Raw genomic sequence first — 22,484 nt, forward strand, 5'->3', positions numbered from 1 at the left:
TCATACGCCGGACGATCCGAGGCGATGTCAGAAGCTTCCCGTGTCGTTGGCTCACGCCCGATGGAATCCAATTCATTCATGGCTCGGCTCGTTGTTGGAGGAAGAAACAGATTCAAGGTTGGGTTCGTCCGAGTTGAACTTCGCCGAGGCTGCACTCAATCGTGAAAGCTCGGCTTCGAAGAGCGTCCGCAATTGGTCGGGCGACATCCCGCCGGCAATCGCGTCCGCCAATGCACGGCGAACACCATCCCCAACCAAGTCATCTCGGGCGGACGTGCAGGCATCCATCGCATCGCGACGAACCACCATCCCGCGACCACGCAGCGGTTTGAGAATCTCTTGGGTTTGCAGCTCGCGGTAGGCTCGTGCGATCGTGTTGGGATTTAGCGCGACGTCGCGAGAAAGCTGCCGCACACTGGGAAGCATTTGGCCACCGACCAGCGTGCCATCGGCCACAGCCAGCTTGACCTGACGAACAATCTGCTCGTAGATCGGCACATCGCTGGCCGCATCAATCGAAAAGAACATGGGCATCTCCTGAGGAGGAGTTCGATGCGGCAAACGCGGCATTGAACCTGTGTGCTATCACGATAGCACACCCGAAGATCGAGTCAACGATTTTCGATAGAAAAAACGGCACAACCGTCTCAATCGCACCTTGGGATCACGAGATTTCTCGATCTTTCACGCTGGCCGATGAAGTGAACAAGGTGCCACTCACCAGCGAGCCACTCTTTCAAAACCTTGCAATTCAAGACTGCTCACCACGCGGACTCGCTCCGCGCGTGACGTGCAATCGTTCAACTGATCACCGAAGCCAATTGCCGATGTCGACTGCCGACTCAGCCACTCAAGCAACCACCACCCATTCGGCCTTCCGAGTCGACTCGCTGGCGATCGGAATGATCGTGATGCTGGCGATGACGGTGCTCGGCCGAGGCATCGGCTTCATTCGCGGGATGGCATTCTGCCGATTGATGGACGACACCGATGTTGGACGTTGGTCGATGGCGTTTGGATTCATCACGTTGATCACCCCGGTGATGCTGCTGGGGATCCCCGGCGTATTGCCACGATTCACAGAACACTTTCGTCTCAAGCGTTCGCTCACGCCTTTTGTGCGACGCATCGCAATCGGAACTCTTGCGTGCACCACGGTCTTCGTCACAACCATGTTGTGGCTGCCCGACTGGTTTGGATGGATTGTTTTCTTGCAACCGCAAGACAACCGACTGATCTACGGTGTTGCCGGAGCCGTCGTGGGGATGATCGCTTACAACTTTGTCAGCGACCTCAATGGTTCGTTGCGACAAGTCCGAATGGTCTCATGCATGCAATTCATGCAGGGCGTCGGTTTCACGCTGCTGAGCGTCGCTTGGCTGATCTACGGCGGGTCGTTCACCGGCGTTGTGTGGATGTTCGCTGCATCGTGCCTGATCGCCGCGATCCCTGGCCTTTGGTCACTGATTCGATCGTGGGATTCCGCACAACAAATCTCGGACGCCGACCTCGCAAACACCAATCTCACTCAAGACACCAAAGCTCAATCACCAGACGATGACCTTCCCTTTGATTTGTGGGACATGATTCGCAGACTCGCCCCGTACGCAACAGCGCTCTGGCTGATGAACTTGATCGGCAATCTGTTTGAGCTTTCGGATCGCTACATGATCCTGCACTTCATCCCGGCGACCGAAACGATGTCGGCGGAGATCGCGGGTCAAGCCGCGGTGGGGCAGTACCACTCGGGACGAATCATCCCGATGCTCTTGCTCAGCCTAGGAACGATGATCGGCGGCGTGATGCTGCCGTATTTGTCAGCGGACTGGGAAGCCAAACGCTTTGAAGCAGTGCAGACACGATTGCGAGACGCGTTGCTGGCAGTTTCGATCGTGTTCACCAGCGGCAGTGCGGTGGCCATTCTGCTGGGGCCTTGGATCTTCAACGTTCTCCTGCAAGGCCGCTACACCGACGGGATGACGCTGATGCCGATGGCGTTGTGCTTCTGCACTTGGGCGGCCCTCGTGACCGTTGGGCAAAACTACCTTTGGACGGTCGAAAAAGGAAAATGGATTCCGGTCGCGATGGCAGCGGGATTGATCAGCAACCTAGCTCTCAACGCGTGGTTGCTGCCGATGATGGGCTTGCAGGGAGCCGTGATTGCGACGATGTGCTCCCACGGGGTCGTAATGACCGGCGTGTGGCTGGCCATGATCGGCTGCGGCTACCAGCTGGACGTGACTCTGGTGGTCCTGTCGCTGCTTCCCGTCAGTCTGCTGTTTTCACCGTACGTCGCATTGCTGCTGGCGATCGCAATCGGGTTGATGGTTTGGAACGACGACGCCACCCGTCACCGCTGGCTGGAAAGCTTGCCTGACAAGGTTCGCTCGAAGCTGATGCCGCTGGGCTGAGCCTAAAAGCTTTGCTGCGATTCGATTGAAAAGGTTAAATTGACAATTGTAAATTTTAAATTGCTTGCGACCCGTTCACCCCAACAGCATTTTGCACTTTGCATTTGTCAATTTAACTTTTTCAATAAATACACGGGCCCCGAAACCGGTCTCTGACAGCGGCCCCGTCCGAGGCGATGCAAATGGATCACCGCATTCCGCGACGATTCGACGTGAACCTTTCGCGGCACAATTCGCACTTGTATCCCGGTCAGCTCGATTCACGATTGGCTCGGTATTGCCGATCATCGCACACGGTGCGGGCGTTCCTCCGCGAACGTAAACAAACCTCCTTCCGCCGGCCTTGACGATCGCCCCAAAAATGGCGTTTGATACGGGGATGAACGCACCCAACGACTCCACCGACGCTCGGCATCTTGGCCCCGAAGAAATCGAGGCCAAAATCCCCCACCGCTCGCCCATGCTGTTGCTGGACGAAGTCGTGGAGATGACCGAAAACACGCTTCACGCCCGCAAAACGTTCTCGGCCGACGAGTTCTTTGTGCAGGGGCACTTCCCGGATTACCCGCTTGTTCCCGGCGTGATTCAGTGCGAATGCTGCCTGCAGGCCGGTGCAATCCTGCTGTCCGAACACACGCCCGCGGCCGGCGAATTCGTGCCCGTGGCGACTCGCATGGACAGTGTGAAGTTCAAAAACATGGTGCGTCCCGGCGACACCGTCGACATCCACGTGACGCTCAAAGAGCAACTTTCCAACGCGTTCTTTTTGTCCGGCAAAATGCTGCTCAATGGAAAAGTCACCACGCGTCTCGAGTTCGCTTGCAGCGTCACCCAAGCGCAGCCCACCCCATCCACTGAATCGGATGCAAAATCGTGAGCACCCAAAACAACTCCGCGTTCGACTTCCTGGGGATGACAGGCAAGACGTTCCTGGTGATGGGAGTCGCCAACAAAAAAAGTGTCGCCTTCGCGATTGCCAAGCAAATTGAGCAAGCCGGCGGAGAGGTCATCTATGCAGTTCGCAGTGAGGCTCGCCGGGACAGCCTGACGAAATTGCTGTCCGGTCGCCGCTTGATCGTTTGCGACGTCGAACAACAATCTGAAATCGACGCCATGGCTGCGGAACTCGAACGAGAAAACGTGACGCTCGCTGGGTTGGTGCACGCAATTGCCTTTGCCGATTACAGCGACGGCATTCGGCCGTTCCATGAAACGACGCGTCGCCAATTCCTTCAAGCGATCGACATTTCGGCCTTTTCATTGGTCGCGGTTTGCAACGCTGTCAAAGACCGTTTGGCGAGTGACGCCAGCGTGGTCACGATCGGTATCAGCACCACACGAATGGCCAGCGAAAGTTATGGCTTCATGGCACCGATCAAAGCCGCGCTTGAATCGTCGTTGGCTTTCCTGACCAAATCGTTCAGCCGGTTCAGCCAAGTCCGATTCAATGCCGTCGCGGCTGGGTTGCTAAAAACGAGTGCGTCGGCGGGAATCCCAGGCTACGTCGATTCGTACCTGTACGCCGAGAAAGTCATCCCTCGCGGGGAAGCGGTCTCGACGAACGAAGTCGCATCGACGGCAGCCTTTTTGCTGTCACCACGCAGCAGTGGAATCACCGCTCAATCGATCGTGGTCGATGCGGGCATGTCCATCAACTATTTTGATGCCGACGTGGTCGGAGCGGTCACAAACGCATCGGTCGACTGAAACCGGGTTCCAAAGCTGAGTTCGCCCACTCGCCGACAACACATATCCATCGCACCTTTCAATCTCTGAGTTTTCGGGCATGACCCAAGCCATCTACATCAACGGTGAATACTTCTCTCGCGAAGACGCCAAGATCAGCGTCTACGATCATGGGCTGCTGTACGGTGACGGCGTGTTCGAAGGCATGCGAATTTACTCGGGCAAAGTCTTCGCACTCGAAGATCACATGACGCGGCTCTACGAGAGTGCTCGTGCAATCATGCTGGACATCCCGATCAAGATCGATGCGTTGACGACGGCGGTCAACGAAACTGTTGCCAAAAATGGATTGACGGAAGGCTACATCCGCTTGGTCGTCACCCGCGGCGGGAACCAATTGGGGCTCAACCCGTTCGCTTGCGAGGATCCTCAAGTGATCATCATCGCGGACACGATTTCGTTGTATCCCGAGAAGTTCTACACCGAAGGTTTGGATCTGATCACCGCATCCACGATCCGCAATCACCCGGCCGCACTTAGCCCCCGCGTGAAGTCGCTGAACTATCTCAACAATATCATGGCCAAGATCGAAGCGATCCGGGCCGGGTGCATTGAAGCGGTGATGTTGAACACCAAAGGCGAAGTCGCCGAGTGCACCGGCGACAACATTTTTATCGTTCGTGGCGACCGCTTGATCACGCCACCCATCGACGCGGGAATTTTGGAAGGCATCACCCGCAACACAGTGATCGACCTGGCTCGCGAAAATGGGATCGAAGTGGCCGAGGAAGCCATGACGCGTCACGACATCTTCGTCGCTGATGAATGCTTCTTGACCGGCAGCGCCGCAGAAGTCATTCCCGCGGTCAAACTCGATGGCCGAGTCATCGGCGACGGTAAACCCGGTCCAATGACCCAAAAGCTCAACGCCGCCTTCCGCAAATTTGTGGCTCGCTGAGGAAGTCGCTGGTCCCACCGTTCAGCTTGACGGGCACCCAACTTAACGGGCCCCCAAAGCGGATCGAGTGACTGAGCGTTGCAGGGAACGTCGTCCAAACCGTAGCGGAAGTCGCCAAGACTTTCGGCCAACACCCAATCGCCGAAACTCTTGGCGAGTTCCGCTACGTTTTCTGTGCGTACTTTGGGTCATTGCGGCGAAAACACTCGGTTCGTTTTAAAAACGAGAGAGTCCGCCAAAGGATCTCCCAACTATCCAGCTCAAACAATCGGAGGTTGGGATAACCAGGAATCAGGCATCCGGTATAGATATAATCTGAAAATCCATCGACCGGCGCCAGCCCTTTCCGTTCGGGGTTGCGAGCGATGTACTCCGCAACGTCTTCGATTGCCGAACACTCGCATTCTGATTCACGCAGCACATGATCATAGGGCTGCCGCTGAAACTCGAAACCAATTCGCTTCAAGCAGGAGTTCAAATCGTTTCGAACCGTCTTCATCGCGAGACGTTGGTCAGCACTTTCACTCAATCCGCACCACAACAGATGGGCATGGTCTGGCATCAAACAGAAGATGGGGCACGCGAACTGGTAACGAAACATTGCGTGGGCGAGGACTTCACGAAACTTGTAGAAGAAACGTGGTTCCAACCAACCTGTTCGACGACCTTCGATCGTCATCGTCCAGTGGACCCAAGCAAGCCCGCGATAGGACTCCGGATCAAGACGCTTCAGTCGCTGTTTGTGTTGCCTGTCCATCCCAAAATTCTATCACCCCCAAACCGCAGAGAACGTCGCCAAAACCGTAGCGGAAGTCGCCAAGCCTTTCGGCTAACTCCCAATCGCCGAAAGTCTTGGCGACTTCCGCTACGGTCACATCCCTCACTCCGCTGAAAATGCTTCGCGGAGATGTTTGAGGTTGCGAGGGTTCTGCCCCAAGTCACCTTTGCCGACGCGGGATTGGCTTTCCGCGTCGACGCGAGTGACCACTTCCCCGGTAGACGAAACCTCCTCCGTCAATTGCACGTGAACGTCGTCGACAAACCTCAGCCACCGTGTTCGACGCGTCAAATGAATGGCCTGCGTTTGATCGGCGACCGGTGCGTCAACGGAGTCGTCTGCGATCGATTCAACTTGCCAAATGGGTTCCGATTCCACCCACGTTTTCAGATCGCTCTGCACATTGGCAATTCGTTTGTGCAAACGCATCGGACGCATCTCTGGGTCCGTGGCGGAATCATCCCACTTGGCGTGATTGGTCGTCCAATCTCGTCCCCAATCGTCGACGAGAGTCGCCACACGTGCGACAATTGCCAACGTCACGACTCCAGCGATCACTGTTCCTGTCATTGCTCTTCTCGTTCTCATCCGCGAGCGGTCATCCCGCCCATCACTTTGAATTGTCATGTCGACCATGGACCTGTTTGCAGATCAAGAAGCTGACCACCTGTTCGCTGCTCAGCCCTTGGCCGCGCGAATGCGTCCCAAGAAGCTATCTGAGTTCGTCGGCCAACAACACATATTAGGCGAAGGGAAACTGCTCCGACGATTGATCGCCAGCGGTCGAGTCGGTTCGATTTTGTTGCACGGCCCACCGGGCACCGGCAAAACCACGCTTGCTCACCTGATCGCATCGGAGCAAAACAGCGAACTGGTCACGCTCAATGCAATCAGCAGCGGCGTCAAAGACGTTCGCGAAGTGCTGGCCAAGGCTCGCGATCGCGTCTCGGCGGGTGATCCCAGACCCTTGTTGTTCATCGATGAAATTCATCGCTTCAACAAATCTCAGCAAGACGCTTTGCTCGCGGATGTCGAATCGGGCATCATTTCTTTGATCGGAGCCACGACTAGCAACCCTTACTTCGCAGTCAACGCAGCGTTGATCAGCCGCAGCCAACTGTTCGGGCTGGAACCGGTCTCCGTCGACGACATGCGGACACTGCTTCGGCGAGCGATCACCGACCGGGAATCCGGATTGGGTGCACAGAAGGTCAAGATCGCAGAAGACGCCATCGACTACCTCGCTGCCGCCGCGGATGGTGATGCTCGCAAAGCACTCACGGCCCTCGAAGTCGCGGTGCATAGCCATGAAGATGCATCGGTGACGATCTCACGAGAAGACGTTGCCGAATCCATGACCAGCCGCATCGCCGGCTACGATGCAACCGGCGACGATCACTACGACCTTGCCAGCGCACTCATCAAAAGCATTCGCGGCAGCGACGTCGATGCGTCGTTGTACTGGCTCGCTCGCATGCTCGAAGGCGGTGAAGACATTCGCTTCCTTTGCCGGCGACTGGTGATCCTGGCCAGCGAAGACATTGGCAATGCGGACCCGCAAGCGTTGATGATCGCGGTCAGCGCCATGCAGGCATGTGAGATGATCGGATTGCCCGAAGCCCAACTCACGCTCAGCCAAACGGTGGCCTACTTGAGTCTCGCACCCAAGAGCAATGCAGCGACGACCGCGATCAGCGCAGCCCGCCGCGACGTTCGCGATCGCCAAGTCATCCCCGTTCCGAAAATGCTTCGCTGTGGACACTACTCCGGCGCAGAAGAACTGGGGCACGGCGATGGATACCGATCCGCTCACAACACCGATGCCGGAGTGGCAGAGTTGGACTACTTGGGAGTCGACCGACGCTACTACGAACCCGTCGAGCGTGGTTTTGAATCGGAACTGGCATCGCGACTGCAGAAAATTCGCGAGCAACTGGGTAGAGAAACCAAGTGAGCCGGCCAGTTCACGTGCGGCTCAGAGCCTCGTCGACTACAGCCAATCCAGCTGCGTGATTCTTCGCAGCCGATCTTCGAAATTCCCTAGCAGACCGCCGACCAAGACCCATTCATGCTGGTCCCTCAGTTCGATCTCGCCGAACTTGTTGATCCGCAAAATGGAGTCGCCATTGACACCAGCCTCATGGAGCTGGCCCATGTCAATTTCGCCCTCGTTGATGACGTCCAGCAACGATTTGCCGGTCAGTTCGATGAATTGCATGGTCGCAACCTAGCAGACGGAAACAAAGACGAGTCGTTTCTCATTGCCCCACGGCGCTCGCCCGTCCGACCAGTCTAATTCAACGCAAAAGGTTTTCGACAACCGGCGTCAAATCTCGTCCAGAAAACTCGACGGCCCTCACTTTGCCTTCTTGGTCGATCACAGCCACAAACAAAAGCGAAACCACGCCAAATCGATAGGCAACGGAGTTTGCAACGGACGCTTCCGGGTCAGTAACGCTTCGAAAACTTGGGAACGAAAGTTTGTTGCGAGACTCGAATGCGGGAACGTCTGTCGACTGAACATCCAAATTCATGCCAACAATCGCGACGTCCTCTGGATACTGACGAACGATCTCTCGAAGGTTGTCGACCACCATCAGCGACTTAGGGAAAGCGGCAGACCAAAATGGCATCAGGACAACTTTGCCACGGTAATCCTCCATCGAGAGTTCATTTCCTTCCGTGCTCAGCAGATCAGGATCGAATGTCTTGCCGATGATCTTTTCACGATTGTCGCGAGCCTGGAGTGCCGTCCGAGCCTCGCTTCCACGGTTGTCTTGCAGCGCCGCAAACTTGTCATCCAATACTTGGTAAGTCGCCTCCGCCAAATCACCGCGTCCGACCGTTTCGGCCTCCAAACTTGCACCCGCCAAGAACTGAGTCGTCAAAAGATCAGGTTGCTCATTCGCCAATGCCGTCACCGCATCTTTCCAATCTGCCGATGACACCGCGGAATCCGCAACGGCCGTGTTCTCGTTTGCTTCGGTGATGAACGTTTCCATCAACTGTTGAATACGAGCGGTCGCCTCGCTCACTTGCGGATTTGGCCCAGCGATTTGACGAGCCATCTCAGTCAGACCTGCCATTGCGTCTGGCTCGTCAGAATTCGCTTCTGCTGGTTCAACGAACTCCTGCAGAATCATCGAGCGGACACGAGACGCTTCTTCGACGTGTTCGAATTGCAACAGAGCGTCCTTCGCTTGTCCCATCACCATCAACGTCGCGGCATCCGGAGCCGAACTCGATTGCAAGAGATTGTCGATCTGCGATACCACTCGAGTCGCCGCGTCCGACTTGCCGTTTCGCAAGTCTTCGATTGCAAAACCAATCAAAACCAGCTGGCTGTCCGAGCGGACTTCGGGATCGGAATCGCTCTGCAGTTGTTCTGCCAAAGCTTGCAGACTCTCTGCTGCTTGCAAATCGCCCAACGAGGCCAAGTGTGAGAGCGATTGCAGTTCACCGCGACGGCCAATCGCTTGGTCTTTCTCCGAAGCATCCGCGTGCTCAATAAGTCGACGTGAGGCCTCACGCTTCAGCGACGCGATTCGTTTCAGCTCGCTGAACGCAGTGGTGCGGTCTTCGATTCCGGACTGACCACTCGCAATCATGCCCATCTCGATGTCGGCTTCCGAAAGGAATGTGCGGAGTTGCTGCGGTCCCAGATCGCGAGCCAGCTGTTTTCCCTGCCCGTTGGTTCGCGAGGTGACGCTCTGCGGAACGTCAATTTCAGACACATCGTTCTCTGTTTGAACGGTGGCCATGCGACTTTCGCCGTTGGCCGGAGCGGAGCCAGGCGAAACGCTCTCACCTTCGCTATCACGGACGAAAATCATCTCGTCCGTAGATGAGGCGTCGGGTTCATCGGAGTTGCCATCGATACTTTCCGAGGGGGCATCCTCAGGGGCAATGGCAGAGTCATCAGTCAATTCAGTGGAAGGCTGACGGGTACAGCCTCCGACGACATGGGTTAAAAAGGTCGCGACCACACACACCAAAATCGCTTTTGGAAGGTGGTCGATCACAGCAGCATGGGGAGCACGAGTCATCCGGCGACATCCTTGAAGAATGAAAACCAATATTCTACCGGCCAACGGGCCAGTTCGAATACCGTTCATTCAATTCTGAACGAGCCGGAAAGCCGGAACCACGATCAGGCTGCGGTGTGATCGCAAGACAGGGCGTCGAGCAGATCAGCGAATCGGTCGTCTGCTTCACGACGACGACGCAAACGCTCAGCCACGCTCCAACTGCTGCGGATCTTCATGACTCGGCGAGTGATCTCAGAGTCGGATGGTGCAGTCTCATTTTGCGAAGCTGCTGAGATCATTGAGACGTTTTCGAGCGATGGCATGGTTTCGGTCAACATTGCGATTCTTCCTGAAACGGGGCTTTTCATTAGGCTCGGTACCACGTTGACGCCGGCACCGATTGTGATGCCTCCATCCGAGGCATTGGCGTCTGAATCGGTGGTAATGCAACCACGGTGCCAAAACTCCGAAAATCAGAAAATTCGTTCCAACTGAATCAATCGAATCGTTGTTTGCACTCAAGTTACTCCTTATTTTCCAGCAAAACAGCGGTAATTCGATGGCTGATCGAAAGTGAGAGATCCTTGATCGATGGCAACTCATTGACCAGCAACGCTGGTTCAACAGACGTCTTTTTCAAAAGCTTGTAAATCTTGCCACGTCCGATCCGGGATACGCAGCAACGAGATTGATGCGGGATCGCTGAATACTGAAAACAAGGCCCGCAGGCGATCCAGCAAGAACTCGCGCCCCTCTTCGGATGAACCGCGGCCATGGAGGTCAACGTATTGAATGGCCTGACCGTTGTCGTAGACGGTGCCATCGATTTGCCAGCCTTGCGACTGATTGGCCCAGGTGAACGAACCATCCCATTCAAAGAACAGTCCTTCCAGTGACTCAAATCGGCTCGCGACCGTCTCCATCGAGACGTCAAAAGCCCCCCGATTAGGTCCGTACACATACGTCTGAAACGAAAAAGCAGCAGCCATGGGACACAAAATCGCAAATTGAGTGGGAAATGGATCGAAAACGCGACACTTCGTATTTGCCAGCAAAACGGCCTGTTTCGCAAGCTAACCCCCTCTACCAAGCGACGGATGCAAGATTTTTCACCGTTTGTCAACCCGGATTTCCTTGACCGAACCGTTTTTTGTCCTAGAGTTGTTGGACCAAGGATCTCTGTCCGTACTACCTCCCACAACCTGTCCACTATTCGTCGTTGACTAGGCAGTTGTTACTAGGAGGCGGGCGGCCGCAAAAAGGAATGAGCCATGTTGGTACTCTCGCGAAAGAAAAACGAAAGCATTGTCATCAACAACGATATCAAAATCGTTGTGGTGGAAATCCGTGGAGACAAAGTCCGCCTGGGCGTGGAAGCTCCTCGCGAAGTGCCAGTCCATCGTCGTGAAGTCTACGACGCGATCCAACGCAACAACGAAGCGGCTGATGCAAACGCACCAGCGGATTCCAACGACGTTTCGTAGGTCAATTCGCCACGCATTGAACGTTCGTGAAGGCACATTCTGCCTCCTGACAAGTTTTTTGTTGTCGCATTGAAAATCCAACGCTCGTATCCCTTGACGCCTTCTTGCGATCTTGGTTTGATACTCGCCTCGTTGGCACGCCAGCTTTTGTTGGCAAACCAACCGGCCCCTTCGTCTAGCGGTCTAGGACATCGCCCTTTCACGGCGGTAACACGGGTTCGAGTCCCGTAGGGGTCACTGATAAGCCGGCTGTCTTCCAAGACAGTCGGCTTATTTTTTGGACTCACTGAAAATCAGAATGTGTCGCTTTCAAGATCTCGAGAATTTCTCGCCGCATCTTGCTGGTCAGATGCTGGTAAGTCTCGGACTGGTCTTCGCCATCGAGGATCCGCTTCAGCTTCTCCAGAACTCGCGTTCGCACTTCGTCTGGCAACGCAGCGAACGAATCGGAGTAGATCAGATAGCTGCAGGGATACCGAAACAGTCGCGTTTCCAAATCAAACTCTCGCAGTGAACGCTGCTTCAAATCAGTCGGTCCGATTGCCGCGAATTCTCGGGCAAACGTCGAGGTTCCCGCGACCGAATCGGTCAGCTCGAACTCGTCGCACATCAACAGGTACTTCAGCACCCGATCCGCCGACGACTCAATACGCCGCGTGGCGCTCTCGCTGATGAATTCAGGTTCTCGCTCGAGCAGTTCGTTCATCTGATAGGACTGGTGGAGCGCCTGCCGCGTTTCAAAGTTGGCAGCTGTGATCGCGTTGTGCATCTGCGTCTGATGCTCCAACACCATCAACGCCACAATGTCGCTGTGCGGCGTCAGATACGATTCCGTTCGAAAATAAGATCCCAGCTCGCCTTGGTTCGCACCGCTTTCTCGATCGAGCTCGTGGGCTTCGTCGGTGCAAATCACGTTTCCCATGTGACGCATCGAGCCGTGGGATCCGGTGACGTACCAACCGCCCCATCGTTCATCAAACGGACTGGTGTGATCGGTGGTGAAAGTCCCACTGCCAAGTTTGGGACGACCAGCGGCATCCGCGAAAACACTGCGGATCAGAAATCCCGGCACGTTCTGAGTGCGCGACGAAGCATGACACGACAGGCACCCGCCGCGGTCACGCACGAACTCGGGCTCCTTCTCGTCCGACTGGGACAGCGTGTAAAAGATCGCACCTTGCTTGGCATCCGTGGATGCGAATTCCAAGACATCGCCGTGCTGGCAATAGCCGACATAGACGTCGTCGTTGAAGTACAACGCCCGCGGTCGCCGCGGCGAAATCCGATGCAACTGCAGACTGGTCTTCGAAAACACCAACGTTTGCGAACTCAAGGGCACGTCCAATGCTTCGAGAACCGACGGCAAGTACCCAAACTTCGGGTCGCTGCTCAGCGCCACTTCGCCCTCCGCAATACGCTTTGCTAACCTGGCAACCGGGTCGTTCACCTCCGCGTTGAGGTAATCAATCGGCGGCCGCTCAAAATCAGGTTGGGCCCATGCCGGAGTCGCCAACAACGCGATCCAACACAGCAATCCACCGTAGATGAATCGTTCATTTCTGACGGCAACGCGATGGCTGAGGCGGGACGGAGCAGCACCATTTGAATGCGGCGAGACCATAAAAGATTGCTCGTACGTGGGTTCCAGCTTAAACTCTCATTCGTACACCTCACTGTACAGAATCAATATCTGCATTTCAACATGCAGATTTCAAGTTCACACCAAACAGCCATGCTTTCCAAAACCGCCGAATACGCTCTCCGCGCCATCGCCTGCATGGGCAGCCAGGTCGGAAAACCTGCCTCGGCAGACCACTTGGCCGAACAAACCAAGGTCCCGCGGCGGTACCTCACGAGAGTGCTTCAAGACCTCGGTGCCGCCGGGCTGGTCCGCTCTCGTCCCGGTCCCGGAGGCGGATACGAGCTGTGCGTCCCAACGGACACGCTCACGATCTTGGATGTCGTCAACACCGTCGCTCCGGTCGAACGCATTCGGAACTGCCCACTCGGATTGAAGTCCCACACCGAACTTTGTCCGCTGCATGCCGAGCTTGATCGAGCCTACGCCGCGACGGAAGAAGCCTTTCGCGGGGTCACGATCGACGACCTTGTGAATTCAGCCAACCCGATCCTGCCTCTTTGCGAAAGCTGAACCCGAAGCTAGACCACGTGACTCGAAGCACCGACCCGTGACGGCTTCAGAAAAGCCACGTTGCCAATCAGCTTCAAATCCGAAGCTGATTTCCGGAAGGCCGCCTGCGTTTTGAACAACCAAAGAATTTGCGTGTGCCGATTCTTGGGACGCTTTGGCTGAGGCGAATCACCATCCGTGAAAACGACGACTCCGTCATAGTCACGCTGTTCGTCGATGAACCGGGTCACACATCCGAGGTCGGTGCCTCCTCGGCCGGTAACACCGACATCGCGCCGAGCCGATCGAAACGTCAGCGGTTCGCAACGAACTTCGGTATCAAACCAAATGACGTCGATCGAGCGGATGCCATATTGGAAGAACCGATTGACGATCGAAAACCCGTTCTGCAAATCACGATGGCTCATGGATCCCGAAACATCCACCGCGAAAAGCAGCCGAGTCGTGAAGTCGTACCGGCTTCCCATTTGAGCAAAGCCATAGCGCCGACTCGGTCGCATACGGGTCAACCGCCGGTCGACCGACAAGACGCTCTGTCGGAACTGACGCAAGACCGCTCGGTAATCCAACGGAGGACGAAGCGTCGCCAGCAATCGTTCTTGCGCATGCCCGGGCAACGTTCCCCACCCACCATTCTCGGCCGCATCGGCGACCGCGGATTTGATCTCCTCGTGCAGCAGATCGTCGGCGTCCCACTGATCCGCGTTCTGGCCGCCCGTTTGGCTCGGATCAACATAGGACTCCAGATCACTCGCGACTGGTGAGTCACCGTTTTGGTCCGCCGAAGTTGTATCCATCGAAGGCTCTTCGGAATCCTCACGAGAGAGGCCCTCTTCGTCTTCATCCTGTTCAGACGACATCCCATTCGATTCAGAATCATAGCGAGAAGACTGAGCGTCTTCCGAAGTGTCTAGGTCATTCCCATCGTCTGAATTCGCATCGGACGAATCATTTCCCAATCCATCTCCGGGAAGCGATTCCTCCGGGTCATCTGGTTCGGGGTTCGCCTCCTCGGAATCGTCGGCTTGGTCGCCTTCCCGCTCCGCCAGCTGCCGATAGTAGTATTCAAAGTACTGATGATCGTGCGATTCGCTGCCCAGAACCTCACGCGGTCGCGGCATGGGCAATCTGCTTCGCAAGCATTCCTGGACGGTCAAGTTGCTGGCCGAGTAAGACAACTCCGTCTTCGGTTGACGACGGGCGTAGGGGTGCCCCAACAGGATTCGCATCGCTTCAAACCGCAGCACCTCTGCCAACTCTTCTCGTTTGAGCGAAGCGATGAACTCGGGATTGAACTCGACTCGACCATGAGCGACTCGGAGCGTTGCAATCTCCGGTTTGGGAGCGACCTCGTGCAGCGTCCACGCGGCGAACAACAATGGATCCACGAGGTACCAACTTTCAACGACGCGGGTGATTCGCTCGCGTGCCTTGGCATCTCGCTTCGAATCCGGTCCACCGGAAACGGATGTGTCGCTCGCCGAAGCCATGTCACTCACTGGATTCGGATTCCCTCGACGTATTCGGTCAACAACGTCGTCAGCTCCATCGACTCAGCAAAGAACTCCATCGCCGGCTCATACTTCGGCTGATCCGTCATCGACACCAAATGAGCAACCGCCTCATCAAGCTTTCGTTTGCGAAGCAGCTTCAAATAGCTCAGCATTCCCTTCAGAGCTTTCGTTCGATCCGCGTCCTCGTATGGGTTGCCCACCAGGTGAACGAGCAATTGTTCGTTCAACATCAACAGCTCTCCCAACGCCATCTTCTCGATGACTTTGCGATGCTTGGTGAACTGCAACAAGACTTGATCGGGCGTCACCGGCAACCGCGACGCGAGACTTCTTCGGAACGCCATCGCAGCGGATGATCCAACAACACCCGCAATCAATTTGATGTGCACCGGCTCGATCGTTTCAACGCCATGAAGGATGTCGGACACACGAGCCCAACCGCGACGATCGGGCGTTTTGACCAACCCCGACATCGAATCGACGTCTTCGGCTGCCGGCGATATTCCTTCGCCATCCAAATACTGAGGATGCTGTTGCACAAACCCGGTGACGCGATCGTCCACATGGTGCTGGTCCGCCCATAGCAACCAATCGTCGACCGTCGGTGCGAACTGGTACAGATTGAATCGCGAAACGAGTGCAGGATCCAAATCGGTCAGCTGATACTCGTCGCCTTCGTTGACCGCAGAGATAATCACGCTGCCCGCCGGCAACCGCTTGCCCGCCAACGTCTTGTTCAGCCCCAACTCCATCACCGATTGCAAAATTTCAGGCCGAGCACGATTGAGCTCGTCCAGAAAAAGCACGATGGGCTCGCCATCGACCGGCCACCAAAACGGAGGCAAGAACTCGCTTCGCCCCGAGGCCTCATCCTTGTGCAACAAACCAATCAAATCACCAGGGTCGCTCATTTGCCCGAGGAAAAACGGAACGACTTTCATCCCGCGAGTCGAAAAGTGCTCCGCGATAATCTGCGATTTTCCGATCCCGTGCTTACCGACCAACATGATATTTTGGTCGGGCGGAGTGATTTCGAGCAACTGGATTAACTCGTGAACATCAACTCGAACAGCCAAGGGAACGTCTCAATCAATATGGGAATCAAAATCGAAAATCACTCTTCGTACCGAATCCATTCGGTTCGCCAATCAGCCTGCATGAAGCCAATCATTTTGAATCGCAACCCATCCTCGTACAGCGATCGCAGAGTTCGAATGGTTTCCTGCAACTGAGGCAAGACCTTTTCGAATCGCGTGAACGGGATATGGATCTCGATCATGTGTTGGCTCGACAGCTTCACAAACAGACGCAGCTTCTGCGTGTCCATGCTGGTCGCGAAGTCAAATTGTTCTTCCTTGGCCAGTGCCTTGACCCGAGCGACGATCGCTTTGGACTTCATCGTTCGGACTTTTGCACGCTTGGCTTCCCCGGCGTGACGCTTGATATATCGCCGCAAAACCTCGGCCACCAAGCTTTCCAGCTCATCAAAATCGCTGATCACCCCGACAATCTCGCGATCAAATTTCCCGAACGCACAGATCAATTCGCCTTGCTCGCTGCGTTCCAACCGTAGCTCATCGGACCGATAGTAAGTCTTCGATGCGTTTGGATCAGGAATCGTGAATCGCACCCAAGTCGGTGACCGCGAATCACGATCGGCGGGGTGATTGGTCAGACGCACGCCCTCGATCTTTTCAAGTTTCGCCCGCCACTTTTTGATCAGCGCCGCTCGCTGCCCCGGATCGACCTCAATCGGCGAATCGCCTGAAAAGTGTTCTCGAAAGAGCTTTCGCACTGAGGGCAGTGGCAACTTCACTTCAACGTCAACTCAACAGGGCAGTGGTCCGAACCATGGATCTCGCATCGGATCTGTGCATCGGCAACACGATCCCAGAACTTCTTGGCGACCCAAAAGTAATCCAAACGCCACCCGATGTTCCGGGCTCGAGCGTCACTGCGATAGGTCCACCAAGAATAGTGTCCCGGGCCATCGTGAAATTGTCGGAACGAATCAACGAAGCCCGCCTCAGTGACGGCATCCAACCCGGCGCGCTCTTGGTCACTGAAACCCGCATTCTTGCGATTGGCTTTCGGATTCGCCAAATCGATTTCCTGGTGGGCACAGTTCACATCGCCGCAGAACAAAACTGGTTTGCGCCGATTCAGCTTTCTGACGTAGTCCAAGAAAGCCTCGTCCCACTGCATCCGGTACTCCAAACGAGCCAGACCACGCTGGGAGTTCGGAGTGTAAACATTGACCAAGTGAAAGTCGTCAAACGTCGTCGTCAGCACGCGACCTTCGTTGTCGTGTTCCTCCAGGTTCAACCCCTTGGTGACTTTCGACGGTTTCACGCGGCTCCAAGTGGAAACGCCAGAGTAGCCTCGCTTTGTCGCGGTGTTCCAAACTTGGTGGTACCCAAGATCATCCGCCCATGACAAATCAACCTGCTCGGGTTCCGCCTTGGTCTCTTGCAGGCACAGCACATCGGGCTGTTCGCTTTCGACAAATTCGCGAAAGCCCTTGTTCATCGAGGCGCGGATGCCATTGACGTTCCATGAAATCAGTTTCAACGTTTCGATCAACCTTGGTTTTGGAACACGACTTCTTCGTAGGGCTGGACCACCACAAAGCCATGTCCTTGGAAAAGGAACTGCAACGATTCACCGGAACCACGACCGAGCATTGTTTTGAATTGCACGTCGGTCTTCAGTTGAGGTTCCAGTTGCCCGGACCACAGCACCGTTGCGTTCGGGTCCGTGACGACGGGCTGATGAGGCGTGACCGGCAACGTGATCGGATCGTAGTGACTGGTGATCGCCACCATGCCCGTTCCTTCCAGGCGGATATTGAACAACCCACCGGCCAACATCGCGGTCATCTTCTTCATCATTTTGATGTTGTAGTTCAATGACATTTCGAACGCGAGGAGGTCGTTTCCGTTGACGCAGATCGCTTCGTTTTGCAGTTCAAGAATCGTGATTTTCTTGCCACTGTCAGCGCAAAAGACGGACCCTTTCCCGGTGACTTTCGTGAGCGCGGTGCCTTCGCCGGAGACCGCCTTCTTCAGCAAATTGCCCAAACCTTGGGACAGAATTCCTTCGCGTTCGAACTTCACATTGCCGGTGTAGGCGATCATCGAACCCATCTTGGTCCACACTTCACCATTCAGGTTGATGTCGAGCATGCGGTCCGATTCCAGTTCGAACAGCCCCTGATCGAGATCTTTGTCCCGGGTTTTCTCCAAGAAGCGGTCGAGGGAATAGCGTCTTTCACTCATCGTGAGATCCTTCAAGCAACGTGATTCAAAAGAAGACTGATACAAAAGTAGACAACGTCGGGCAGCACGCCCAAAACGCCATTGAACGCACGAGGGCGGCACCACACCATCGGCAGTGTAGCGATTCCTCCGGAAGTGGATGGGCAGCAAGCGGCTTTCATTCGTGCGAGCGGGTTGCAGAGAGCGTAGAATCATTTTGCGAGGATTTCTAAACGAGGTCCCGCCCACCTGCGTTCCCACCCGCGCACCAACATGAGACCTGTCCTAGTGAATGCATTTCGCTTCCTTGTTGACATCCGACTCGACGACCAGCTTCACGAAGCTGTCGCTCTGGGCGATCGTTCTCAACCGCCGCATCGCGATTGCCACCGAAAACAATGTGTCACCGTGACGACGCTCTGCTTGGCCGTCGCTTGCGTTCTGATTGCAACACTTGGCTCACCCGCAATCGCTTCCGCGGCAAGCTACGACGACGCAGTGCAGCAGTTTCGAAACGGGGAGTACGCCGTTGCCGCGGAGACAGCCGCGTTCGAAGTCGACCGGGGTGTTTGGAGCGAACGTTGGCCGCGACTGTTAATTCAGTGCCAAATGACGCAGGGTCAACACGCCGCCGCTTTGCAGACCTACCAGGAAGCGTTGAAGCGATACCCGACCAGCATTGCTCTGCGATACATGGGGCTGGACGTGCTGCGTTTCAACGGATTGCAAGACGAAGTGGGTCAGGCAGAAGCGGACCTGTTCTCGCAAATGCAGCGTGCGTTCGCGGGATACATCACGCGAGACAATTTGATCGCGGCGGGTCGATTCCTGACCGGGCGTGGCGAAGACGCTCGAGAGGTATTGGAACAGTTCTACGACCGTGTCAAAGAACGTGACCCGGACTACCTCGACGCCTATTTAGCCACGGCTGAATTGGCGATTCGAAAAGGTGATTTCCAGGTCGCAGCGGACACGCTTCAACAAGCATTAAGACTCGAAGAAGAAACTCCCGAACTTCATCAGTTGCTGGCCAAAGCATTGGAATCCAGCGATGGGCAGGCGGCCGCTGAACAAATCGCAATCGCTCTGAGAATCAACCCGCACCACTTGCCTTCGCTTCAGTGGTTGGCGGAACGAGCGATTGATCGCGAACGCTACGACGAAGCCAAAGACATCGTGAATCAGATGTTGCAAATCAATTTGCACGAACCATCCGCGTGGTCGTTGCTTGCCGTCATCGCCCATTTGGACGGCGAATACGAAGTCGAAAAACTGATGCGTGCCGCCGCTCTTTCAACGTGGGAACAGAATCCCAACGTCGATCATTTGATCGGCAAGAAGCTCTCGGAGAAATACCGCTTTGCCGAAGGGGCGGAGTATCAGAACTTGGCCCTCAGCGCCGATCCGCTGCACATCGCGGCCAGTTTTCAACTCGCGCAAGACATGCTGCGTTTAGGCGAAGAAGAGATCGGATGGGAAATCGCGGACGAAGTCGCCAAGGCGGATCCGTACAACGTCGTCGCTTACAACCTGATGACGCTTCGCGACCGAACGTCAAAGTTCACTGTGCTGAAACAAGACGGCATCCAAGTCCGAATGGATGCCAAAGAAGCCAAACTGTACGGCGACGCGGTGCTGGAGTTGCTCAGTGATGCCAAGCGAGTCTTGTGCGAGAAGTATGACGTCATGCCGGACAAGCCAATCCTGGTGGAGATCTTCCCGCACCAAAACGACTTTGCCATTCGCACGTTTGGTCTGCCGGGCGGGGCAGGGTACTTGGGAGTTTGCTTCGGACGGGTGATCACCGCCAACAGCCCCGCATCGCAAGGCGAACGCCCGTCCAATTGGAAAAGTGTTTTGTGGCACGAGTTCTGTCACGTCGTCACGCTGGAAAAAACCAACAACCGGATGCCACGTTGGCTAAGTGAAGGCATCTCGGTTTACGAAGAACGCCAACGCAATCCGTCTTGGGGCGAAAAGATGACGCCTCAATATCGCTCGATGCTGCTCTCGGACGATCTGACTCCGGTCAGCGACTTGAGCGCGGCGTTCCTTTCGCCGCCATCCGCGATCGCGTTGCAGTTTGCTTACTACGAATCGTCTTTGGTGATCGAGTTTCTGATCGAACAACATGGTCATGACGCTCTGCTTGCTGTGCTCGATGACTTGGCCGCTGGGATTCCCATCAACGATGCTCTGACTCGGCACACCGGATCATTGCAACGGCTGGACTCACAGTTTGATGCCTACGCCAAAGAACGAGCCAACCAGTTTGGAGCTCTCGCCGACTGGTCACGAGACACCTTGCCCGAGAACGGTGACTTGGCGACTTGGAAAGGTTGGACGCGTGCCAAGCCGACGAACTACTGGGGCCTGCGTGAACTGGCCAAGAGTGCCATCGAAGGAGGGCAGTGGGAACAAGCCTTGATTCCACTCTCTCGAATGCAGCAACTGGGAGTGCTAACGGGCGAACGCGGCGGTCCGCTGGAATGGTTGGCCCGGGCACACCGTGAATTAGGCCATGGTCGTCAGGAAATCCGAGCAATCCAAGACAATCTGGCACAATCCAGCGATGCTTTGCCGGCTTTGCGGCGTTGGATCAATATTGGCCAATCTGAAGAGCAATGGGAAAACGTCTTGGACGCGTCGCAGCAGGCGCTCGCGATCCAACCCTTGCTGCCCGAATTCCATCTCGCATCCGCAACCGCCGCCGAAAAACTCGATCGCCACGATTTGGCGGTGGAAGCTTTGTCGGCGCTGCTTGCATTGGATCCGGTGGATCCTGCGGCGTTGCACTTCCGTCTGGCCAATGCCTACGACGAACAAAACGAGTCCTTCCCCGCGAAACACCATGCACTGATGGCATTGGAATTGGCCCCCCGCTACCGCGATGCTCACCGATTGCTTTGGAAGCTTCATCACGGGGTTTCGGACGAGGATCCAGCAACCGCGAACCAAGCAGGCGTTGAAGAGCCTGATGCTGTGAGAGTGCCCGCCATCGAAGAGGAGGAAACGCTATGACTCCTAACAACCTCAACCTAATGGGCATCTTGCGAGCACTTGCTCGGGGCAGCTTCCATTCCCATTCACCTCTCCCCCGACCATCGTCGAAGGAGAGGTCGGACGCGGCGTTCAGCCGTCGTCCGGGTGAGGGGACGGATCACATGGCGGTCGAAATCGCTACGCCACAGAACGCCCCATGTCGCGCGGACGCCCCCTCACCCGAGCAACGCCTGAAGGGCGTGCTCGACCTCTTCCCCAATGAAATTGGGGGAGAGGTGACAGCGGCGTTCACGGTCGGTGACAAGACGCAAACCTGCCAGCAATCCACCCCTCTAACTTTCGCTCGCAAGTCATTCGGCCATCGTCGTTGGATACTCGCAGCATTGATCCTTTTAATGGGCGGCGCCGCGTTTGCTCAACGAGGATACTGGGGACGTCGCAATCGTTCGCTTCCCTCTGATCGCAATGGTGTGCCCTCTTGGGAAGTTGATTCACGATTCCCGAAGGACTGCTTCACGTTTGCTCGCATCGAATACGATTCCTACGGCGGTCGCAGCCGAGGTGGCGGAGGATGCTGGACCGATTATCCCGACAGCGACCTGAACTTCTCGCTTCGGTTGCAGCAACTCACCTCCATGAAGGTCAACCCTGACCCGGTGGTCATCCGACTGACCGACGATGAACTCTTCGACTACCCGTTCATCTACATCATCGAACCTGGTGGCCTCGTTTTCTCTGACGCGGAGGTGAAAGCACTTCGCAAGTACTGCCTCAACGGTGGCTTCTTGATGGTGGACGATTTCTGGGGCGATTCGCAGTACGAAAATCTGCGGCACGAACTTCAACGTGTGTTCCCTGATCGCGATCCTTTTGAGGTTCCACTGGAACACGAGATCTTTCAGATCGTTTACCCACTTAAAGAGAAACCCCAAGTCCCCGCCATCAACTCCGCCAGGCGTGGTGCCGATGGCAGCGTTGGGACGTGGGAATGGTCGCGAGATGGAAGTGACACCAGCGTCCCTCATTATCGCGCCATCACCGATGATGAAGATCGCATCATGGTCTTCATCTGCCACAACACTGACTTGGGCGACGGATGGGAACGAGAAGGCGAAGACCAGTGGTACTTCGATGAGTTCTCCGTCAAAAAAGCCTATCCAATGGGCATCAACATCGTGACTTATGCGATGACCCACTGAGTCGTTCCTAGTAT

At 55.7% G+C, this 22,484-nt stretch carries 22 protein-coding genes and 1 tRNA gene; 10 read left to right on the forward strand and 13 right to left on the reverse strand.

Going from position 1 to position 22,484, the window contains the following annotated elements; genetic code table 11:
* Nucleotides 1-72: 72 nt before the first annotated feature.
* Nucleotides 73-528, reverse strand: a complete 456-nt coding sequence (locus CEE69_RS10475) for a GntR family transcriptional regulator (protein WP_099260741.1) — start codon at nt 526-528, stop codon at nt 73-75.
* 299 nt (nt 529-827) lie between these two features.
* Between CEE69_RS10475 and CEE69_RS10480 the strand changes: the two genes are divergently transcribed.
* The 4 genes from CEE69_RS10480 (at nt 828) to ilvE (ending at nt 5,055) form a co-directional block, all read left to right on the forward strand.
* Complete coding sequence (locus CEE69_RS10480) at nt 828-2,411, forward strand: lipopolysaccharide biosynthesis protein (protein ID WP_099260742.1); 1,584 nt, start codon at nt 828-830, stop codon at nt 2,409-2,411.
* 361 nt (nt 2,412-2,772) lie between these two features.
* Nucleotides 2,773-3,288, forward strand: a complete 516-nt coding sequence (locus CEE69_RS10485) for a 3-hydroxyacyl-ACP dehydratase FabZ family protein (RefSeq protein WP_099260743.1) — start codon at nt 2,773-2,775, stop codon at nt 3,286-3,288.
* Nucleotides 3,289-3,347: 59 nt separating this feature from the next.
* Entirely contained in the window at nt 3,348-4,118 is a 771-nt protein-coding gene (locus tag CEE69_RS10490; protein WP_390179969.1) for an SDR family oxidoreductase, read from the forward strand.
* A gap of 79 nt (nt 4,119-4,197) precedes the next feature.
* On the forward strand, nt 4,198-5,055 hold the full coding sequence (ilvE, locus tag CEE69_RS10495) for a branched-chain-amino-acid transaminase (RefSeq protein ID WP_099260611.1): 858 nt from the start codon (nt 4,198-4,200) through the stop codon (nt 5,053-5,055).
* A 163-nt stretch (nt 5,056-5,218) separates the two neighbouring features.
* Here the strand turns inward: ilvE and CEE69_RS10500 are convergent, their stop codons facing one another.
* Both CEE69_RS10500 and CEE69_RS10505 read right to left on the reverse strand, forming a co-directional pair.
* The gene (locus CEE69_RS10500) at nt 5,219-5,812 is read right to left on the reverse strand and encodes a hypothetical protein (RefSeq protein ID WP_099260612.1); all 594 of its coding nucleotides are present in this window, start codon (nt 5,810-5,812) and stop codon (nt 5,219-5,221) included.
* Between the two features lie 123 nt (nt 5,813-5,935).
* Nucleotides 5,936-6,403: a DUF1499 domain-containing protein gene (locus CEE69_RS10505; protein ID WP_099260613.1), complete on the reverse strand. Its 468-nt coding sequence runs from the start codon at nt 6,401-6,403 to the stop codon at nt 5,936-5,938.
* A 64-nt stretch (nt 6,404-6,467) separates the two neighbouring features.
* Between CEE69_RS10505 and CEE69_RS10510 the strand changes: the two genes are divergently transcribed.
* A complete protein-coding gene (locus tag CEE69_RS10510; RefSeq protein ID WP_099260744.1) occupies nt 6,468-7,787 on the forward strand; it encodes a replication-associated recombination protein A in 1,320 nt (439 codons plus the stop codon).
* A gap of 36 nt (nt 7,788-7,823) precedes the next feature.
* Here the strand turns inward: CEE69_RS10510 and CEE69_RS10515 are convergent, their stop codons facing one another.
* From CEE69_RS10515 to CEE69_RS10530, 4 genes are all read right to left on the reverse strand, one after another.
* Nucleotides 7,824-8,051, reverse strand: a complete 228-nt coding sequence (locus tag CEE69_RS10515) for a hypothetical protein (protein ID WP_099260614.1) — start codon at nt 8,049-8,051, stop codon at nt 7,824-7,826.
* A 79-nt stretch (nt 8,052-8,130) separates the two neighbouring features.
* Entirely contained in the window at nt 8,131-9,879 is a 1,749-nt protein-coding gene (locus CEE69_RS10520; RefSeq protein WP_099260615.1) for a redoxin domain-containing protein, read from the reverse strand.
* Nucleotides 9,880-9,983: 104 nt separating this feature from the next.
* Nucleotides 9,984-10,199, reverse strand: coding sequence for a hypothetical protein (locus CEE69_RS10525; RefSeq protein WP_099260616.1), 216 nt, complete (start codon nt 10,197-10,199; stop codon nt 9,984-9,986).
* Nucleotides 10,200-10,481: 282 nt separating this feature from the next.
* Nucleotides 10,482-10,850: a hypothetical protein gene (locus CEE69_RS10530; RefSeq protein WP_233215117.1), complete on the reverse strand. Its 369-nt coding sequence runs from the start codon at nt 10,848-10,850 to the stop codon at nt 10,482-10,484.
* 282 nt (nt 10,851-11,132) lie between these two features.
* On the opposite strand from CEE69_RS10530, the gene csrA reads away from it, so the two are divergent.
* Together csrA and CEE69_RS10540 are read left to right on the forward strand one after the other, a co-directional pair.
* Nucleotides 11,133-11,345, forward strand: coding sequence for a carbon storage regulator CsrA (gene csrA, locus CEE69_RS10535; RefSeq protein ID WP_099260617.1), 213 nt, complete (start codon nt 11,133-11,135; stop codon nt 11,343-11,345).
* 164 nt (nt 11,346-11,509) lie between these two features.
* Nucleotides 11,510-11,582: transfer RNA gene (locus tag CEE69_RS10540), tRNA-Glu, on the forward strand.
* A 46-nt stretch (nt 11,583-11,628) separates the two neighbouring features.
* Here the strand turns inward: CEE69_RS10540 and CEE69_RS10545 are convergent.
* A complete protein-coding gene (locus CEE69_RS10545; RefSeq protein WP_099260618.1) occupies nt 11,629-12,966 on the reverse strand; it encodes a hypothetical protein in 1,338 nt (445 codons plus the stop codon).
* Between the two features lie 111 nt (nt 12,967-13,077).
* Between CEE69_RS10545 and CEE69_RS10550 the strand changes: the two genes are divergently transcribed.
* Nucleotides 13,078-13,497 carry an RrF2 family transcriptional regulator gene (locus tag CEE69_RS10550; RefSeq protein ID WP_099260746.1) on the forward strand — a complete coding sequence of 140 codons (420 nt, stop codon included), beginning with the start codon at nt 13,078-13,080 and terminating at the stop codon, nt 13,495-13,497.
* Nucleotides 13,498-13,505: 8 nt separating this feature from the next.
* Here the strand turns inward: CEE69_RS10550 and CEE69_RS10555 are convergent, their stop codons facing one another.
* The 5 genes from CEE69_RS10555 to CEE69_RS10575 are packed head-to-tail and all read right to left on the reverse strand — an operon-like array spanning nt 13,506 to nt 18,289.
* A complete protein-coding gene (locus tag CEE69_RS10555) occupies nt 13,506-14,987 on the reverse strand; it encodes a DUF2201 family putative metallopeptidase (protein ID WP_099260619.1) in 1,482 nt (493 codons plus the stop codon).
* Between the two features lie 5 nt (nt 14,988-14,992).
* Nucleotides 14,993-16,087: an AAA family ATPase gene (locus tag CEE69_RS10560; RefSeq protein WP_099260620.1), complete on the reverse strand. Its 1,095-nt coding sequence runs from the start codon at nt 16,085-16,087 to the stop codon at nt 14,993-14,995.
* Between the two features lie 38 nt (nt 16,088-16,125).
* Nucleotides 16,126-16,827, reverse strand: a complete 702-nt coding sequence (locus CEE69_RS10565; RefSeq protein ID WP_099260621.1) for a hypothetical protein — start codon at nt 16,825-16,827, stop codon at nt 16,126-16,128.
* Nucleotides 16,824-17,582, reverse strand: coding sequence for an exodeoxyribonuclease III (locus CEE69_RS10570; protein WP_233215118.1), 759 nt, complete (start codon nt 17,580-17,582; stop codon nt 16,824-16,826). The genes CEE69_RS10565 and CEE69_RS10570 overlap by 4 nt, the downstream gene beginning before the upstream one ends.
* Nucleotides 17,583-17,590: 8 nt before the next feature.
* Entirely contained in the window at nt 17,591-18,289 is a 699-nt protein-coding gene (locus tag CEE69_RS10575; RefSeq protein ID WP_099260623.1) for an AIM24 family protein, read from the reverse strand.
* Between the two features lie 252 nt (nt 18,290-18,541).
* Here CEE69_RS10575 and CEE69_RS10580 point away from each other — a divergent pair, with 252 nt between their 5' ends.
* Entirely contained in the window at nt 18,542-21,289 is a 2,748-nt protein-coding gene (locus tag CEE69_RS10580; RefSeq protein ID WP_233215119.1) for a tetratricopeptide repeat protein, read from the forward strand.
* Between the two features lie 143 nt (nt 21,290-21,432).
* Nucleotides 21,433-22,470, forward strand: coding sequence for a DUF4159 domain-containing protein (locus tag CEE69_RS10585; RefSeq protein ID WP_099260625.1), 1,038 nt, complete (start codon nt 21,433-21,435; stop codon nt 22,468-22,470).
* The last annotated feature ends 14 nt before the right edge of the window (nt 22,471-22,484 follow it).

Origin of the sequence: Rhodopirellula bahusiensis (assembly GCF_002727185.1) — a bacterium.
Lineage (GTDB): Bacteria > Planctomycetota > Planctomycetia > Pirellulales > Pirellulaceae > Rhodopirellula > Rhodopirellula bahusiensis.

What these genes read in the sequence shown, in the direction of transcription:
- CEE69_RS10475 (WP_099260741.1), bottom strand. Translation starts at nt 528, where the DNA reads ATGTTCTTTTCGATTGATGCGGCCAGCGATGTGCCGATCTACGAGCAG.
- CEE69_RS10480 (WP_099260742.1), top strand. Translation starts at nt 828, where the DNA reads ATGTCGACTGCCGACTCAGCCACTCAAGCAACCACCACCCATTCGGCC.
- CEE69_RS10485 (WP_099260743.1), top strand. Translation starts at nt 2,773, where the DNA reads ATGGCGTTTGATACGGGGATGAACGCACCCAACGACTCCACCGACGCT.
- CEE69_RS10490 (WP_390179969.1), top strand. Translation starts at nt 3,348, where the DNA reads ATGGGAGTCGCCAACAAAAAAAGTGTCGCCTTCGCGATTGCCAAGCAA.
- ilvE (WP_099260611.1), top strand. Translation starts at nt 4,198, where the DNA reads ATGACCCAAGCCATCTACATCAACGGTGAATACTTCTCTCGCGAAGAC.
- CEE69_RS10500 (WP_099260612.1), bottom strand. Translation starts at nt 5,812, where the DNA reads ATGGACAGGCAACACAAACAGCGACTGAAGCGTCTTGATCCGGAGTCC.
- CEE69_RS10505 (WP_099260613.1), bottom strand. Translation starts at nt 6,403, where the DNA reads ATGACAGGAACAGTGATCGCTGGAGTCGTGACGTTGGCAATTGTCGCA.
- CEE69_RS10510 (WP_099260744.1), top strand. Translation starts at nt 6,468, where the DNA reads ATGGACCTGTTTGCAGATCAAGAAGCTGACCACCTGTTCGCTGCTCAG.
- CEE69_RS10515 (WP_099260614.1), bottom strand. Translation starts at nt 8,051, where the DNA reads ATGCAATTCATCGAACTGACCGGCAAATCGTTGCTGGACGTCATCAAC.
- CEE69_RS10520 (WP_099260615.1), bottom strand. Translation starts at nt 9,879, where the DNA reads ATGACTCGTGCTCCCCATGCTGCTGTGATCGACCACCTTCCAAAAGCG.
- CEE69_RS10525 (WP_099260616.1), bottom strand. Translation starts at nt 10,199, where the DNA reads ATGTTGACCGAAACCATGCCATCGCTCGAAAACGTCTCAATGATCTCA.
- CEE69_RS10530 (WP_233215117.1), bottom strand. Translation starts at nt 10,850, where the DNA reads ATGGCTGCTGCTTTTTCGTTTCAGACGTATGTGTACGGACCTAATCGG.
- csrA (WP_099260617.1), top strand. Translation starts at nt 11,133, where the DNA reads ATGTTGGTACTCTCGCGAAAGAAAAACGAAAGCATTGTCATCAACAAC.
- CEE69_RS10545 (WP_099260618.1), bottom strand. Translation starts at nt 12,966, where the DNA reads ATGGTCTCGCCGCATTCAAATGGTGCTGCTCCGTCCCGCCTCAGCCAT.
- CEE69_RS10550 (WP_099260746.1), top strand. Translation starts at nt 13,078, where the DNA reads ATGCTTTCCAAAACCGCCGAATACGCTCTCCGCGCCATCGCCTGCATG.
- CEE69_RS10555 (WP_099260619.1), bottom strand. Translation starts at nt 14,987, where the DNA reads ATGGCTTCGGCGAGCGACACATCCGTTTCCGGTGGACCGGATTCGAAG.
- CEE69_RS10575 (WP_099260623.1), bottom strand. Translation starts at nt 18,289, where the DNA reads ATGAGTGAAAGACGCTATTCCCTCGACCGCTTCTTGGAGAAAACCCGG.
- CEE69_RS10580 (WP_233215119.1), top strand. Translation starts at nt 18,542, where the DNA reads ATGAGACCTGTCCTAGTGAATGCATTTCGCTTCCTTGTTGACATCCGA.
- CEE69_RS10585 (WP_099260625.1), top strand. Translation starts at nt 21,433, where the DNA reads ATGGCGGTCGAAATCGCTACGCCACAGAACGCCCCATGTCGCGCGGAC.